The 17,249-nt window shown below is 52.9% G+C and carries 11 protein-coding genes; 5 read left to right on the top strand and 6 right to left on the bottom strand.

Annotation, left to right across the window (positions count from 1 at the left end):
* Positions 1 to 43 precede the first annotated feature (43 nt).
* Together ABGI61_RS01785 and ABGI61_RS01780 are read left to right on the top strand one after the other, a co-directional pair.
* On the top strand, positions 44 to 493 hold the full coding sequence (locus ABGI61_RS01785; protein WP_347595950.1) for a DUF4124 domain-containing protein: 450 nt from the start codon (positions 44 to 46) through the stop codon (positions 491 to 493).
* A gap of 193 nt (positions 494 to 686) precedes the next feature.
* Positions 687 to 3,272, top strand: coding sequence for a TonB-dependent receptor (locus tag ABGI61_RS01780; protein WP_347595947.1), 2,586 nt, complete (start codon positions 687 to 689; stop codon positions 3,270 to 3,272).
* Between the two features lie 59 nt (positions 3,273 to 3,331).
* Here ABGI61_RS01780 and ABGI61_RS01775 read toward each other — a convergent pair whose 3' ends face one another.
* Positions 3,332 to 3,970: a YiaD family glycine zipper/OmpA-like lipoprotein gene (locus ABGI61_RS01775; RefSeq protein ID WP_347595944.1), complete on the bottom strand. Its 639-nt coding sequence runs from the start codon at positions 3,968 to 3,970 to the stop codon at positions 3,332 to 3,334.
* Between the two features lie 201 nt (positions 3,971 to 4,171).
* Between ABGI61_RS01775 and ABGI61_RS01770 the strand changes: the two genes are divergently transcribed.
* The 3 genes from ABGI61_RS01770 to ABGI61_RS01760 all read left to right on the top strand — a co-directional run bounded on the left by ABGI61_RS01770 (position 4,172) and on the right by ABGI61_RS01760 (position 6,951).
* Complete coding sequence (locus tag ABGI61_RS01770) at positions 4,172 to 4,690, top strand: DUF4124 domain-containing protein (protein ID WP_347595942.1); 519 nt, start codon at positions 4,172 to 4,174, stop codon at positions 4,688 to 4,690.
* Positions 4,691 to 4,751: 61 nt separating this feature from the next.
* Complete coding sequence (gene proB / locus ABGI61_RS01765) at positions 4,752 to 5,858, top strand: glutamate 5-kinase (protein WP_347595939.1); 1,107 nt, start codon at positions 4,752 to 4,754, stop codon at positions 5,856 to 5,858.
* 13 nt (positions 5,859 to 5,871) lie between these two features.
* On the top strand, positions 5,872 to 6,951 hold the full coding sequence (locus ABGI61_RS01760) for a glycerol-3-phosphate dehydrogenase/oxidase (protein WP_347595936.1): 1,080 nt from the start codon (positions 5,872 to 5,874) through the stop codon (positions 6,949 to 6,951).
* On the opposite strand, the gene ABGI61_RS01755 is transcribed toward ABGI61_RS01760, so the two are convergent.
* The 5 genes from ABGI61_RS01755 to ABGI61_RS01735 form a co-directional block, all read right to left on the bottom strand.
* Positions 6,934 to 9,033, bottom strand: coding sequence for a DUF6351 family protein (locus ABGI61_RS01755; RefSeq protein ID WP_347595933.1), 2,100 nt, complete (start codon positions 9,031 to 9,033; stop codon positions 6,934 to 6,936). The two genes, ABGI61_RS01760 and ABGI61_RS01755, sit on opposite strands and share 18 nt — an antisense overlap.
* A 93-nt stretch (positions 9,034 to 9,126) precedes the next feature.
* Positions 9,127 to 10,446 (bottom strand): amino-acid N-acetyltransferase, encoded by a 1,320-nt coding sequence (gene argA / locus ABGI61_RS01750; protein ID WP_347595930.1) that lies wholly within the window; start codon positions 10,444 to 10,446, stop codon positions 9,127 to 9,129.
* 163 nt (positions 10,447 to 10,609) lie between these two features.
* Positions 10,610 to 11,848, bottom strand: coding sequence for a lytic polysaccharide monooxygenase (locus tag ABGI61_RS01745; protein WP_347595927.1), 1,239 nt, complete (start codon positions 11,846 to 11,848; stop codon positions 10,610 to 10,612).
* 290 nt (positions 11,849 to 12,138) lie between these two features.
* Positions 12,139 to 14,775 carry a glycosyl hydrolase family 18 protein gene (locus ABGI61_RS01740; RefSeq protein ID WP_347595924.1) on the bottom strand — a complete coding sequence of 879 codons (2,637 nt, stop codon included), beginning with the start codon at positions 14,773 to 14,775 and terminating at the stop codon, positions 12,139 to 12,141.
* 246 nt (positions 14,776 to 15,021) lie between these two features.
* On the bottom strand, positions 15,022 to 17,166 hold the full coding sequence (locus ABGI61_RS01735; protein ID WP_347595921.1) for a glycosyl hydrolase family 18 protein: 2,145 nt from the start codon (positions 17,164 to 17,166) through the stop codon (positions 15,022 to 15,024).
* Positions 17,167 to 17,249: the final 83 nt, after the last annotated feature.

Genomic DNA, 17,249 nt, shown 5'->3' with positions numbered 1-17,249 from the left:
GGCAAGCTTTCTGTACATTTATTGCTCATATGTGGGGTGGCAAATGAAGAAATTATCTTACCTGTTGTTTTTCGGCGCTTTTTCTGTTCAGGCTCAGGTGTATAAGTGTGAGCAAAACGGCGTAGTCGAATTTAGTCAGTTTCCCTGCGCCGGTGAAGCCGAGCAAGTCGATATGCGGCCTTTAGGTACCGCTATGCTCGGCACCCGTAGTGAATTCAAACAACAAGTTGATGCTTTAAAGCGTCAGGGCCGTTTTGTCGAGTTTCAGATCAGCAAACTGGAACAGGAAAAACAGCAAAAATTAGATGAGCTGAAGGCCGATTTGTACAAGCTGCGCCGCAGCTTCCCTAAAGCGGAAGAGCTCGTCACCCTGCAGCAAAAGATTGATCGTACCGAACAGCAGTATGACGAAAAAATCAGTGCTGAGCGCTCTAACCTAGCCAGTCTGAAATCGAAAACGGTTAATTTAGAACGGCAATACGCGCAGAACTAACGCAAACGCTTTATGGTTCCAAAACACAAGCCTCGCATTTCGCGGGGCTTTTTGTTGTCTGTCTTTTGTTACGCCTTGTCACGATTTATAACAAATATAACATGTGCAAATAATGTTAATTTTTGCGTTTTGTGCTACACCTTTATCGCTGCGTAAGCAGTTGATGACAAAACAAATAACAAAAAGGATGCATATGAAAACGTCATTTAAGTACTCTCTATGTGCGCTAGCAGTAAGTTCGTTGTGTTACGGCAATATCGCCTCTGCTCAGCAAGCCGACAGCAGTGCAGACACACAGCAAGTGGAACGGATTGAAGTTACTGGCTCACGCATTAAACGCAATGATTTGGAAGGCGCGGCCCCGATTGATATTATCAATCGGGAAGATATTGCCAAATCGGGCTTTTCTAACTTGCAGCAGTTGTTAGAGCGCACGCCTGTTGCGGGTACAGGTACCTTTTCTACCCGTGGTAATAACCAGGATTCTACCGCCAACGGTGGTGCAGCGATCAGTTTGCGTGGTTTTGGCTCTGACGCTACTCTGGTACTGATTAATGGTCGGCGCGTAGCGGTCAGTGCTTTCGCTGAGAACATCGCCAACTCCTTCGTAGATATTAACTCTATTCCGGTAGCGGCAATCGAGCGTATCGAAATTCTAAAAGACGGCGCTTCTGCCGTTTATGGCTCAGACGCTGTTGCTGGCGTAGTAAACATTATCTTGCGCAAAGATTTTGATGGCGCAGAAGTAAGCGTCAGCCACGGTGGTACCACAGGCCCGTCGTATGATGAAACGTCTGCTAGCCTGGTCTGGGGCACTGAAACAGATGACGCCAACGCGACGTTGATCCTGGATTATTTTAAAAATACGGTGATTACCGGTGCAGAAATGGGCCGCTTTGGTACTGCAAATCAGGCGCCATATGGTGGCTTAGATTTACGTTCATCGCGCGGTTTTCCAGGTAACTTTATCGTAAATGGCGAAACTCGCATTGACCCGGGCTGTCCTGCAGAGCGCGCCTTTGGTCAAACCTGTGTATTTGACTATGGTCCTTTTGGTATGACAGTACCGGCGGCAGAGCGTGTCGGTGCTATTTTTCAGGGCAGCCAGCAGTTTACCGACAGCCTTCAGGGCTATGTTGAGCTATCCGTACAGCATAACCGATCGCAGGCCTCAGGTGCCGCTACACCGTTAGATGGTGATGCCGGCTTAACCGTGCCGGGTACGCACCCTAACAACCCCTTTGGTGTGGATATCGCGATTAACCGCTTCCGCACGGTAGATGCAGGCCCTCGTGTATGGGATATCGAGTCTGATTCACTGCGGATGGTGCTGGGACTTCGTGGCCAAATCAATAACTGGGACTGGGATATTGCAGCGCAAAAAGGCCGCAGTGAGTCGATGCAAACCGGTAGTAAACAGCAAGGTTGGGTGCGCACAGACTTCCTGCAAGAGCAGATTAACCTGGGTAACTACAACCCATTTGGCGGCACCTTTAACTCACCTGAAGTAATTGATGCCATTACCACCTCGTTGGTGCGCCGTGGTGAATCACATATTACCTCATATGATGCCAGCATCAGTGGTGAAGCCTTTGCTTTGGGTGACCAGATGGTATCTCTTGCGGCCGGTGTAGAATACCGCGAAGAAGATGCCTTTGACCAACCGGATGATCAATTTCAGCGCGGTTTAATATTCGGTACTGAGTCGGTGTCTGCACAAGCTAAGCGGGATCAATATGCAGCTTATGTAGAGCTGCTTATTCCGATTGACGACACCCTGGAGTTTACCGTAGCAGGCCGTTATGACCACTACAGTGATTTCGGCTCAACCACTAACCCTCAACTAACGATGAAATGGCGCCCGTTAGATAACTTTACGATGCGGGCTTCGTTTGGCCAGGGCTTCCGTGCACCTTCACTGGCACAAATTGGCTTAGGCCCATCACAAGAGTCGGTATTCTTTACCGATACTTATCGCTGTCCGGTGGCTGATGCCTCTAACCCGGCGTGTGCATCCACCGATTACACTATTGTATTTGTCGGCGGTGAAGGCTTACAGCCAGAGGAGTCAGAAACCTTTAACCTGGGCTTTGTCTGGCAGGTGAATGATGAGTTTGATGTTACAGCGGATATCTGGAGCATCACGCAGGACAATAAGATCGATAAAAATGATTACGAGAATGTCTATGCGGCTGAATGTAATAACCAGAACAGTACCGTCTGTGTACGTTTAGCGCCATTACCAGGACAAACATTGGGCGAGTTATCACGCTTATTCAACAGCTATGTTAACGTCAGCTCGCAGGAGGCTACCGGGTTAGATTTATCAACGTCTTACCGGTTAGCGCTGCAGGATATGGGGCAAGTAAGGTTTAGCCTGGACTGGTCATATATCAGCAAATTTGAGAAAAATCGTATCGACTATGCCGGTGAATATAACTATCCACAACACCGCTGGTTAGCTGCTGCTGACTGGAGTCACGGTGATTGGGGTGTAGTGACGAGCCTGAGTTATATTGGCGAGTTTGAAGACTATGCAGCACCAAGTGAAGTAGAGAGTACGACCACTCGCACGATCAGTGCCCAGATGTTGCTGGATATTCAGGCGCGTTATAACCTGAATGATAAGACTCAACTGGTGCTGGGTATGAACAATGCCCTGGATGAAGATCCGCCATTTGCTATCGGTGATGGTGACGGTGACCTATATGGTTACGCTTCGAAGGTGCATAACCCTCGTGGTCAGTACATTTATGGCAAAATCAGCTATCGTTTTTAACTAGCCGTTGAAACGAAAACAGCGCCAAAAGGCGCTGTTTTTTTATCTAAAATAGGGCTCTATTCCACTATTGGTTCGATATGAATTTCAACACGGCGGTTTTGTGCGCGGTTGGCCTCAGAGCTGTTTGGCACTATCGGGTAATTCGGGCCATAACCCTGGGTTTCAATACGAATGGCCTGCACGTTTTGTGCTATCAGATACTGCTTAACACTGTCGGCGCGTTGTTGCGACAGATTCATATTGTACTGATATGGGCCGGTATCGTCGGTATGGCCGGCAACCACCAGCATGGTTTTTTCATAATCACGCAATACTTTGGCAATGTCGTTAAACACCGGGTACAAATTGCTGCGGATATCCGAGCGGTTAATTTCAAAGGTCAGTTGGGCTGGAATGTCTAGTCGCAGTTTGTCACCCTCGCGGATCACTTTCACGCCACTGCCGCTGAGCTCTTCTTTCAGTGCTTTTTCTTGTTTATCCATATAGCTGCCCACCGCAGCACCGGCCAGCGCACCGACAGCGGCGCCGATCACCAGCCGCTTATCTTTGTGGTTACCTGTCGCCTTGCCGGCCACAGCACCCACCACAGCGCCGATAGCGGCACCTTTGGTGGTGTTCGAATATTCATTTGAGGCACAACCGGCTATCACCAGGCTGGCAGAGAGCAGCGATACAATAAAAGCAGAACGGCGCATAATACACTCCTAATCATATAATGGTGTCAGCTTAGTGGTTAAAACTGAATTAGTGCTGAACTATAACGCTTTGTGTAGACGGCGTTTGTTGAAATTTTGTATATTTTTATCGGCTTTGTTCACTTTGACAGCGTTTTTCAGTATTGTATGCGGGTTTAATTGCGGTGCCGTATCATGGCAGCCGTTAAAAAGGATTTAATAATGAAATATACCGTGCGCTTTTTAATGTTATTAGGCGGTGTTTGCATGATGCAACCTGCTGTTGCCGAAGTATATAAATGTACCAATGCCAGTAATGAAGTGGTGTTTCAGGGTGAGCCATGCCGTGGCGGTGATGAAGTTAAGCTGGATATCCGCTTTGCCGAGCAGCCACAGCAAGCAGTTAGCGAGTTGATTTCCGGCAGTTGGTGTGAAATCGGCACCTCAAGCTTACCCGATGGTGTGGTGCAACAGGACAACGCGCTGCGCAAAACCTGGATTTTCAGCGAGCGCCAGATGGTACAGCATATTAGCCAGGATCAGCGACTGGACACCTTTAAGTACCCTATTCGTCAGGCACCGGGCTCTTTTGTCATTGATCATCCCGCCTTTGGCAGTGGCCAGGTTAACTGGCAGGTGAAAAAACTGACCGATGATAGACTGGTATTAGGCGCCTATGGCGGCTACACCCATTTAACCGCCGGCAACTGTGAAATTGCCATGGCCAGCACCAAGAATTAAATAGACATGTAGACGCCTAAACTTTAAGCTGCTGCCAGTTTGGCTGTGTTATGGGGTGCTTATGTTACATTCTGACTGGCGGCGCATTGTTATTAAGGTTGGCAGTGCGCTGATTTCGCCTGATGCCAAAGGCTGTTCTACCCGCTACTTACTGGCAATTGCCCGTTTTATCAGTGAATGCCGCCAGCAAGGCACCGAAGTGGTGCTGGTGTCGTCCGGCAGTGTGGCCGCTGGCCGCTCCGCCATTGCTTTTGCCCATCAGCCACTACCTATTAATATCAAGCAAGCCATGGCGGCGGTTGGCCAAACTCAGATGATGGCAACCTGGAGCCATTTATTTGATTTTCGCTGCGCGCAAATTCTGCTGACACATGATGATTTAGCTGATCGGCGTCGCTACCTAAATATCGATAATACCTTGCGCACTTTATTAGCCAATCAGGTGCTGCCTATCGTTAATGAAAACGACAGCGTGGCCACCGCTGAGCTGAAAGTGGGCGATAATGACAACCTGGCGGCGATGGTAGCGGTGCTGGTTGATGCCGATGCGCTGATTATCTGCTCTGATATCGACGGCCTTTATACGGCCAACCCCAGAACCCATGCCGATGCGCGCTTTATTCCCCGGGTGGAAAAAATTACTGCTGATATTTATGCCATGGCCGGCGGCAGCCACCATGCTATTGGCACCGGCGGTATGGTCACCAAGATTCAGGCTGCCGATAAAGCCACTAAGCTGGGTGTGGATACACTGATTATTAATGGCCAGAAAGCCACCAGCTTTGATGCGCTGCTGCGCAGTGAGCCGGCTGGCACCCTGTTTGTGCGTCAGCAGGACCGGCTAAGTGCAAAAAAGCACTGGCTGCTTAACAGTTTAAAAAGCCAGGGCAGTATCAGCCTGGATAGTGGTGCGGTGCAGGCCTTGTTGCATAAAGGCGCCTCCCTGCTGGCAAAGGGCATCACGGCGGTGCATGGGCAGTTTGATAAAGGCGATGCCATCTGGCTGTGCGATGATAGCGGCAAGCAGTTAGCCAAAGGCATTTGCCAGTACAGCGCCACTGAGCTACAACTGATCAAAGGCTTACACAGCACCCAAATTGCCCAAACGCTGGGTTTTTGCCCCAGTGAAGAAGTGGTGCACCGGGACGATATTGCACTGACAACTTAACAACAGGTGGCCGATGAAAATAGCGGTAGTGGGCGGTGGCATTAATGGTTTAAGCAGTGCCTGGCTGTTGGCGCTGGCCGGTCATCAGGTCACCTTGTTTGAGCGCGATGCGCTGATGCAGGCCACCAGCAGCGCCTCGTCTAAATTGCTACACGGTGGTCTGCGTTATCTGGAGCAGGGCGAGTTTCGTTTGGTGCGAGAAGCGCTGCAGGAGCGGCGCTGGTGGCTGAAAAAAGCACCGCAACTGACCCGTCGCCTGCCAATACTTTACCCGCTTTATGCCGACTCCCGCCGTGCCCGCTGGCAGTTAAAAATCGGCCTTTGGCTGTATGATACTTTTGCCGGCCGCAAAGGCATTGGCCGCCACCGCTGGTTAAATCCGCAGCAAGCGCTGCGCTGCTCGCCACAGCTAAAGCCCGATGGTTTGCTGGGGGCTTATCTGTTTTTTGATGGCCAGATGGACGACCAAAAACTCGGCCTGTGGATGGCGCAGCAATGCCGCAAGGCCGGTGCAACCTTGCTGGAACACAGCCCGGTGCAGCAGGTTACTGCCGATGGCAAGTTGTTATTAAGCTCGGGCTGGCAACAGTTTGACCGGGTAATAAATGTAGCGGGGCCCTGGAGCCAGCGATTACTGCAGCAGTCGGCCCTGCCGACACAGCCGTTAGATTTGGTGCGCGGCAGCCATTTATTGTTACCGGCACAGGGCCGCTATGGCCATATGCTGGAGGTTCCCGGCGAGGCGCGCATCGTGTTTGTGCTGCCGTATCAGGGCAAGACATTGCTGGGCACCACCGAAGTACGCCAGCATCTGGATGAGCCGATTCAATGCTCAGACACTGAGCGGCATTATCTGCTTGGTGTGTATAACCATTACTTCACGCCCCAGCAGCACACTGATGCTGTGCTGGGCGAATTTGCCGGGGTACGGCCTTTACTGGGCGGTAGTAGCAATGCCAGTAAGGCCAGTCGTGAGTACCAACTGCACTGGCAAAACAAATTACTTACCGTGTCGGGCGGAAAGTGGACCACCGCCCGGGCGCTGGGTAAAAGTGTCGCCGCTGAGGTCGCGCAGTCAGTAGCCAAAGGCTAAATCGGCCGGTAACGCCTGATCCGGCTGCTGATAATCACAGACCCCGGCTGGGAAAATGGCCGCCAGTTCTGCCTGATAAGGCTGCATATCGACAGGTTGATAATCGCCGCGCGCTATGGCTTGTGCAACGCTGATAAGGGCACAGTTAAACATTAAACCATGTGTCGGCGCGCCGGCATTAATCCGGCTGTTACGGTGAATTGGATAAGTGCTGGCGCAGCGGCCACCTGGCAGCCAGATATCGCTGCCAGCGGCAATAACAGTACTGTCGGCAGCAAAACACTGATCCTGCGCGTTGGCTGGTTTTTGCCCGCTGCTTAGCCACGCATCCATTAAGGCCACAGCTTCACCAAGCGGGGTATAGGCTGGGTCACTGACCCAAATCAGCTGGTTATCGGCATGACCATTACGCATGACCAAGCGCTCACGGGCAGCAAAAGAGGGCTCCAGGTGATGCATATCCAGCTCCGGGTCGAGGTAATGCCGCAGGTCTAAAATGGGTTTTTCGGTCAGGCCTATAAACAGCTGACCATAACGATAGGCTTTAGTAGCAGCCTCGCGGTTGGCGCTAAAACGCACTGCTGCCAGCGCTGACGTCGAGTAATTGATATTCTGCCGGCCAAAGGCACTTAGCCATAAGGGGGCATCAACAAAGGGCAGGTAGCGGATCTGCTCGGGTTGCATTTGCGCTTGTGGCCGCCAGCTGCCAATAGCGCGGTTAAGCGCAATAAAGTCGTCAGCGCTAAGGCTGCCCTGTTTCAGTGCCTGCAGGCCATACTGCACGCCCTGGTTATCCCATAAGCTGTGGCCAAAACCCTGCTGGTCAACGCCATAAATACTGGCTAAATCACCCCAGTAACTCCAGTTTACCTCTGCTAGCAGCTTATCATCGACCAGGCGCTTTAGTTTGCCCTGATGTGGGTTATGCACCAATGATGATAGTCCCAGCCAGGCATTGTGGCATTGGGTGGCGCCTTGCGGCAAGGTTGGCCAGATACCTTCTGTCAGTTGTGCCAGCGCGACCTGCGCAGAGAACTTCAGGCTATGCTCAGGCGATACGCTTAAGCCCTCCAGCAGCTGGCGCTGCGCCAATGATTGCCAGCGACCTTTGTCTGCAGCAGTAAAATAGTAATAGTTGTGCAGCAGATCGCAGTCGAGCGCATACAAGGTCTGGCTTAGCATATCCGGGTAACTATACAGCGCTATGCCGCCATTAAGCAAGTCGGGGTGGTTTTGTAGCAGCAAATACTGCGCGATGCCGCCACCAGAGCCGCCAATGCCCAGCGTATACTGCGGCGCGCCATACAGGCTGACAAAGTGGCGTTTCACCCGGCTGGCGGTATCTTCCGCTAGTAAAAAGTTATAGCCATAACTGGTTTTGTTAATGCTGGCGCTAATAACGGCAAAGCCCTGCTGCAGTTCATTTTTGCGGTCGCGAATTAAGCGTTCGGGTTTAAGGTAGCCCTGGCGATAGCCAATACCTACACCGCCATGAAACTGATAAATCAGTTTGCTATTCCATAGCGAAGCGCCGCCGCGCTCGCCATATTCCGCTGGCGTGACGGGCATTAAGATGTAATAAAAAAACCGGTTAATGGTACCCAGCTCCAGCCGCAGTAGCTGCTGGTCAGCGGCTATACTGCCGCCGTTAAAACGGCTAATGTCGCCATTGTCTTGCAATAGGTAAAATTGCAGCTGTGCCGGGTGCAGGCAGTCTTTGCTGTAACCGGCAAGCTCACCGTTTTGCCACACGGCGATGCCATGGCCTTGTTGGTTATCAATCAGGGGGGCATCCAGAGCCTGCGCGGTAAAATCACAATACAGCGGATAGCGCAGGCCGCCGCTATACAGCGGCATCAGTGGTCCCGGTTTGCCTAACGGGATCGGGTAGGGGTAAGGATCATCCGGCCGTTGCGTATAACGGATATGGCTATCAACCGCTAATAACAAGCTCGGCTGTGGCGGTGCTATACCCAGTACCGGGCTAGGCTCACGCCAGCGCTGGCCCGGGCTATTGCTGCACTGGGTCAGCAGTACCAGCACCAGCAGCAGTGCCAACAGGGCTAAACCTAGAATACGCATATCGGAGCTCCGCAGTGGTGACCTTGGGTAAGTTTAGTCAGCGCCGGCGGCTGGGGAGAAAAAATTGGCCCGCTGAAGTAGCAGGCCTGGAACTTATAACGTAATAGCGAGAATTTTAGAGCGGCGCTGATAGTTATACAGCTGCTTTTTCTGCGCCGGTAAGTCTTCTACCGTTAACAGCTCAAAGCCGTGCTCTAAAAACCAGTGAATGCTGCGGGTGGTTAAGGCAAACAGCTTACTGTACTTGCGCTGCCGCGCCTGCTGGATCACGGCTTTTAACAAGATGCTGCCACGGTCGGCATCGCGGTAATCCGGGTGCACGGCTAAGCAGGCAAACTCGCCGACATTCTCTTCCGGAAACGGATACAGCGCAGCGCAGCCAATCACCAGACCATCGCGTTCAATTAAAGTAAACTGGTTAATTTCCATCTCCAGCTGCTCGCGTGAGCGTCGTACCAGTAGGCCTTGCTGCTCCAGCGGCCGGATCAAATCTAAGATACCGCCGATATCAGAGATGGTTGCAGCACGCAGCTTTTCCGCAGACTCGGTCACAATCTGCGTACCGATACCGTCGCGGGAGAACAGCTCTTGCAGCAAGGCACCGTCTTCATCGTAGCTGACTAAGTGACAACGCGGCACGCCAGCGCGGCAGGCACTGATGGCCGCATGTAAAAACGCAATAGTGCCGGTACAGGCATCGTCTTGCTGCTCTAATTGCAGCATGATCTGTTCGGCGGCGTTTGGCATAAGTTCTGCGGTTATCTCGCCATCTTCGCCGACAATGCCACCAATTTCGTTAAAGCCAATCATTTTGTCGGCTTTAAGTTTAATCGCTACCTGGGTGGCGATATCTTCGGCGGTTAAATTAAAACTCTCACCGGTAACAGATGCGGCAATAGGCCCCATCAGCACTATGCCGTTGTTATCCAGCTGGCGGCGGATACCGGCGGCGTCAATGCGCCTTACCCGGCCACTGTGGTGGTAATCTACACCTTCATCGACGCCCAGCGGCTGGGCAATAACAAAATTACCGCTCACCACGTTAATTTGCGCGCCCTGCATTGGCGTATTGCTTAAACTCATCGACAGCCGGGCGGTAATATCCAGCTGCAGCGCACCGGCTACCTGTTTAATTAACTTAAACGAGTCATCATCGGTAACCCGCACGCGGTTATGGTAGGTGGGCTCTAAGCCGGCCTGTTGCAGTGCCGCATTAATTTGTGGCCGGGCGCCATACACCAGCACCACTTTAATACCCAGGCTGTTAAGCAGCGCAACATCATTAATAATGCTGCGAAAACCGCTTTGCATAATGGCTTCGCCACCAAGCATCACGACAAAGGTTTTGCCGCGGTGAGCGTTAACATAGGGGGCAGATTGGCGAAAACCGGAAACAAGTTCAGTGGTGCGCACGGGCGTTGGGCTTCCTTCTATTCAGACACAAGCTGTATAGGACATAAAGATGGCAGCTATATGACAAAATGCCAACTTCAACTGCGTTAAAGCCGGCATTTTAGGTGAAAAGTGGTTTTATATCTACTTTTTAAGCATATTTATTCTGCGATGCTGTTGGCTGTTACCAGCTACACAGCTGGGTCCAGCTGCTGTCGCTGCCGGGTACAGACTGTGTCCACCAGTTAGCCTGATACAGCGCGGCTTGGTATATCAGTTTATCGCCGCTGGCGGCGTGGCTGGGTTGGCCTTGCCAGTCTAACTGTGGCCAGTTCGGATAAGTGTTTATCTGGCTTAAGTCATAACCGGGGCAGTTGCCCGGTGGGTTATTGCCAGCATCGCCGCCGTCGTCACCACCATCATCAGGTGCCGGGCGCAAATCCAGGTTATAAAAATGGCTGTTATCCCGCACATAGGCGCGGTTGGCTGCCAAATCGCTGCTAAATACCACATTATCGCCGTTTAACTGCCCAAGTTGCAGCAGGTTGCTGTACTGGGTATTTACCTGCGCCGCCAGTTCTGTTGCCCACAGCGCATTATTTATATTGGCGTTGGTAATTTGCCAGCGCTCGTCTATCAGCTCCTGGCCATTACTATCGAATAGCCTTAACTGGGCATAACCGCCGACTTCAGCCGGTGTTTGCAGGTTGACGTAAGCACCTTTATCAAACCATAGCAGCGGCGGGGTGTCGCTATTGCCATTTACCAGTTCGATATCCGAGCAGTTGTAGAAGCCTTCGCCGACCACATCAACCCGTTGCCAGCGCGTGTACAGCACCGCAGGGCCGCTGCGATCGGTCGGTAGCGGTACCTGCAGCGTGTAATAGCCGGCATCGGCCGGTACATCGCTTTGCTGGTGAATAAGCTGCAGCTGGCTCCAGCTGAGTGGCTCGCTGGCAATATCAAAGCCGGCTTTACTTAAATAGATTTGCCAGAAGCTGGGGTTGTGCGGTGTAGTGGCACGAAAGCGCAGCGTTAGCTCACTGCTTTGTGCTAAATCGATAGTGGTGCGCTGCCAGTGCGCTGAGGGGATATCGATACCGCTTTTACGGCTGTCGCCAGCGGCGCACAGGCTACCATCGCTAACCACGTTTTGCACCGCCGCCATATTGCGGTAATCGGCGACATTAGCAGAAAATTCATGATGCTGGGTCAGCATATAACCGCCGGACTGCTGGTAAGCCGCGCGGCAGGCCGCATTGGGAATGCCGCTGCCATCGGCTGGCCACCAGTAGCCGCCGTCGTCTTTACATATTTGCTGCCGGGCTTTGGGGTAGTCGACATAGCCATGGCTGCTGGCCTGCAGACTGATAAATAGCAGGCTGGTTGTGAGGATTGCGGGGATTAAATGTTTGGGTTTCATCTTCGGATCTCCTGTGCTGCCAAAACGCTTCAAGGCTGCACTGAATTTGACATTGGTGAATGGCGTGACCTTGGCAGGGCGGCGCAGAGTGTCTGAGTGCCCGCCCGAGCGGGCTCGACAAATTCGTCGGGAGCGAGTTTGGACAGCTTTAGCTGGCCGCAGTTGCCGGACAGGACGTCCAGGCACAGTTGCTGCGACGAGCCTGACAAGTGTTACCCACTCACCGCATTACTCGAAACCCAAAGCCAAGGAAAAGCGGTGAACCTTCAACTCCACCGCTTTATAGCGCGCTATAAATTACAGATAAAACTCCAGCTGCCATCACTGCCCGGCACCGAGTTGGTCCACCAGTTGGCTTTATATACGCCGCCCTGGTACGACAAATGGTCACCGCCATTGGCATGGCTGGGGTTACCGGCCCAGTCGGTTTGCGGCCACTGCGGGTAAGGGTAAATAGGTGCGCTGATACCGCCGCAGCTATCCCCATTGCCGTCATCGCCACCGTCACCGCCATCACCGGCGCCAATACTGACTACCGGTAGCTGCGGATACTCTTGTGCAAAGGCATATTCATTACCGTTAGCAGTAAGTACCCAGTTAGACGGCATTGGCATGGGTAGCTGATAATTCAGCGTCACTGTAACGCTGTCGCCACTGGCCACGCTTAAATAGCCGGGTAGGGTAAAGGCAACGCGATGAAAGTTATTCTCAAGGCCGCCAATATTATTACCACTGGTGTTACGGCCGCTTTCTATTACGGTTAAGCCAAAACCGCTCTGATCACTAATGCTATCCGGTATTGCGGTTGGCACATCGAAGCTGATGCTGCTGCCACCTGGGATAGTGCTGTCGCTGTGGTTAGTCAGCGTAAGCTTGGGGTTAATCGGGAAGTTCTGATCGCCCAGTTTAAAATCGCTGATGCTTAAGCGCACATCGACCGCCTGAACTGGCATAGCGCGCTCGGCTTTAACTGCACCATAAGGCGTGGCGCCATTAAAGCTGTTGTAAAACTGCGTGGTCAGGGTATTGCCGATAAAGTACTCGCCTTTGGCGGCGTCCCAGCCGTAGTCGCCGGCCAGCTCCCAGAACATCACACCGCCGATACCGTTCTCAATCACATACTGGGCTTTGGCAGCGATGCTTTGCTCGGTTTCGACCGATAAAAACACCTTTTTCTGCGCGTTCCACAGCCAGGGCGCGACGGCGGTAGCGTCGTAGTGCTGACTGTAGCTGCCGGTCAGCTGATGTGCCGGGTTAGCAGGGTCTAAACCATACAGACCAAAATAGCTGGCGCTAATGCCCTCGGCCAGGTTCATGGTATGCCACAATGGGTTAGAGCCGGCCGGCATCTCGTTACCGTTCACATCTTTGTCATGCCATAGGTTATCAATGCCCACAGCGCCGTTGCCGCATTTACTCACTGTGCTGCCACCGGTACCCGGCGGGCAGTTACTCTGGTTCGGTAAGGCAGCGCTGCCCCATAAGCCAAAGTTGCCGCCTTGCACATCCTTCCATCCACGGCTGTAATACGGAATACCAATATTGATACGGCCGGCAGGCATAGTGCCGCGGAAATAGCGGTAAGCCCAGTCGGTATTCAGATAACCGATCTGCTGGTACTGCGCGGTGTTGTAATAGTTCCATGCAGCCAGCTCAGCGTCTTCGCCGGTATCGAACAGGGCAGCATTATGGCCGACGAACTGGTTCCAGGCACCGTGCAGGTCGTAGCTCATAATGTTGACGTAATCCAGATACTGAGTAACCTGAAACGCCTCCATACCGCGCAGCAGGTAGCCGGATGAGGGCGAGGCAATTGTCAGCAGATAATGCTTACCATCGGCGGCACCGGCCGCATCCAGTTTCTGCCGCAGTACTTTCATCAGCTCGACATAAGAGCGCATTAAACCACCGCGCAGGCTGTTAGCCAGGGCAAAGTCGTCCGGGTTACCGGCATCGTTCATGCTGGTCGGGTACTCATAGTCAATATCGACACCGTCAAAACCGTACTGGCGGATAAAGGCCACCGCCGAGTCGGCAAAGGTATTAATACCCTGCTGGTTAATGCTTAAATCGCTGTTGGTGGTCATGGTGTAAAAACCGCCACTGGCCACCCGGTTACCGTCGCTATCAAAATAGCCGCCGGTTTCAGCCCAGCCACCGACCGAGATCAGCGTTTTCACATGCGGGTGCTGCTGTTTGTATTTTTGCAGCAGGTTAAAGTGGCCCTTGTACGGCAGGCTGGGGTCGAGCTCAGCGCCGGCAATGCCCGGCCATTCCATGCCGGTAGAGGCATTGGTTGGGTCGCTGGTATCGCCGACAGAAATTTGATTGGCGGCATTTACATGGGCAAAGGCGTAGTTGATATGGGTAATTTTATCCCACGGAATATCTGAGGCTAAATAGGCCGGCTGGCCGTTTTTACCATGGCGCCAGCTGGTAAAGTAGCCAATGATACGCCGCGGGTGGTCGGGGCTGATAAGCTCGCGGCCATCAGCGTCATACACAGTGCAGTAAGGCACGTTAATACCGGGGGTTTGATACAGGCCATCGGGCCGGCAGCTGCTGTCGCCCGGTACGCTGGGATCAGGTTCCGGGTCTGGTTCTGGTTCCGGATCGGGCTCAGGGTCTGGCTCGGGATCAGGCTCAGGTTCCGGATCTGGCTCGGGTTCCGGGTCCGGTTCGGGCTCCGCGCCATCGCAACTGCCGAGTAAGCGCCACTCCTGATAGGGTGCCGAGTGGCTGACAGGGTCATTACCCTGTGTCCACCAGTTGGCCTGAAAAGCCTGTTGTTGCTGTTGTACCTGAGCGCCGCCACCATAGGCAGCATCGCTTTGCCACAGTGGCAGATTAGTGCAATCGACCGCGCGGGCCGAAAAAGCCGCTGTGCTGGCCAACGCCAGCAGCGATAAGGTAGTAGTTAGATTCATCTTTAATTCCTGCTAAAAGCTCAAGCTGGCAGCTCCGGGTCGAACCGGCTTGCTCACACCAACACGCCGTAAATACATCCCTGTAGGCTCGATAATGAACTTCATCCATGAAGTTCACCCTGCGGGCTAGCGATGCTATTCAAATTCGTTCCTGACGAATTTGTCAGCGTTCCTGGCCTGCAACGGTTGGTTTAGAGTAAGCCGGTTCTCGTCCTGTTTGTGATGGCAACCAGCTGGCAATATTAGTTATTGTTGCGTATGGCCTAAGCCTTCATGCATCGCGTTTAAAATATGGCCATTGTCGGCATCGATTTCCCAGGCAAAAATACCGCCCAGCTGATGCTGCAAAATGTAAGCGCCTTTCTCGCGTACCGACCGCTTGGTATCGATACTGATCAGCGTATTGGTGGCCGGGTTCCAGACATAACTGGCTTTGGCGGTATCATCCCAGCCCACGGTAAAGCCGTTTACGCCACTGGCCTCTGGCCCACCCATAAAGTCGGCTTCGATTTTTTTGTAGTCCATAATACCGCGCTCCCAGCCACCGGTAATGCCATCACCGCCGGTACCGGTAAATGGATTGCCGCCAGTAGTGCCCGACACATTTTGCCAGCCGCGGCCATACATGGCGGCGCCCAACGCAATTTTGCCGGCCGGTACGCCGCGATTAAGCAGGTACTGCACCGCTTCATGGGCACTAAAGCCGCTGATAGGCGAGTTATGAGATGGATACAAGCCGGTTTGATGGCCCAGCACACCGTTCCAGGCACCGTAATAGTCGTAGGTCATCAGGTTGATGTAATCCATGTGCTGGTGTGCATCTTCCCAGTCGACGACGCTAAGTTTCTCAACGCCGCCGGACATCGCCGCCGCCAGTTCATATTCACGACCGGTTTCCGCTTCCAGTGCATCCAGAGCTTCACGCAGTTCGCGCATCAGAGTAGCAAAGCCGGCACCGTCCTGAGCAGAGCCTAAATCCGGGTTAGCACCGCCGCCGCCGGGGAATTCCCAGTCGATATCTATACCGTCAAAGAAATCATAGGTGCGGATAAAGTCGATAATAGAGTCGATGAATACCGCGCGGGCGGCAGCGTTAGTACCGACATCGTATAGCGGATCAGATAAGGTCCAGCCACCGACTGACGGTAGAATTTTAACGTGCGGATGAGCCTGCTTTAAGCGGTACAGCTCGGCAAAAATGCCGCGGATTGGCTGATCCCAAACATCGCCTGGATAGCCTTTTTCCAGCGCGGCAAACTTATCGTGTACCACAACGGAATAGTCAGGTTTGCCGCTGCACTGGCTGTTTAATGCCGCATAACCTTCCGGGTTGGCCTGGCGTAAGCCTTCGTTCGGACCACACACGGGAATAAAGCCATAGTAAATATGCGTCAGGTTTTGTGCCGGTATATCGGCAGCATGGAAGGCGCGGCCATAAATGCCCCACTCCACAAAGTAGGCGCCGACTTTTTTGCCGGTAGTATTGTTAAAAGCGACATTATTTTGCTTCAGCGGGTGCGGCCAGGCGGTCATATCTAAGTCGGTCCAGGGATCGAAACTGCCGTTATCGCCGCCGTTGCCACCACCCTCGCCGCCTGAGCCGGCAACCACGCTGACGGTTTTCACATCACTGTCGGTACATAACAGCGCATCGCTGCTTTGCTGGCATAAACTGACAACAAAGTCGTAATTACCGGTGGTACTAAAGCTTACTGTAGTACTGCCGCTCTGTGCGGAAGGAGTAGCGCTGCTGAGGCTGGCGCTGTGCACCACAGAGCCGTTTTGTTTTAGCTGCCATAAGTTGCCGTTGTTGCCCCACCACATATTCCAGGCCAAATTCAGGCTGGCGCTGCCGCCGTTTAGCGTGACGCTGTTTTCACTCCAGGCAAAGGCAGGTTTAGCCGGAGCGGCCGGGTTAACCGGTTCTACCGGATCCGGCTCTACCGGGTCTGGCTCGACGGGATCCGGGTCAACCGGATCGGGCTCTACCGGGTCTGGTTCGCTGTCGCCTGAGCCGGTAATTGTAACAGTGGTAATGCCGCTTTGTGCGCATTGTTCGGTGCTGCCACTGACATTACATAAACTGACCTGCAGCTGGTAACTGCCGGGCTGGCTAAAGGTTAAGCTGGTACTGCCGCTTTGTGCGTTCTGGCCGTTGGGTGTTAATGCAGCTTCATAGACAACGCTGTCATTTTTATGTAAGTACCACTTGTTACCGTTGCTGCCCCACCACATATCCCAGCGTAGCGGTACCTGCACACTGCCGTTTTGCAGGGCGTAATCGGTGGGCATCCAGCTGATCACCGGGGCATTGGGTGTGGCGGCCTGAATACTGGCGGCCAGTAGCAGTAGTGATAGACCACTTCCGCCTTTAACTGCTTGTTTAAACATAACTTCCTCCAATGGTGTTGCTTAGGTTTTGTAATAGTTATGGCGATACTTAGTCGCAAATTCGTCCAGCATTTAACAGCTTT

It is taken from the genome of Rheinheimera fenheensis, assembly GCF_039871805.1.
Lineage (GTDB): Bacteria > Pseudomonadota > Gammaproteobacteria > Enterobacterales > Alteromonadaceae > Alishewanella > Alishewanella fenheensis.
Note: the sequence above shows the minus strand (reverse complement) of the source record. Positions and strands in the feature narration are given on the sequence as shown.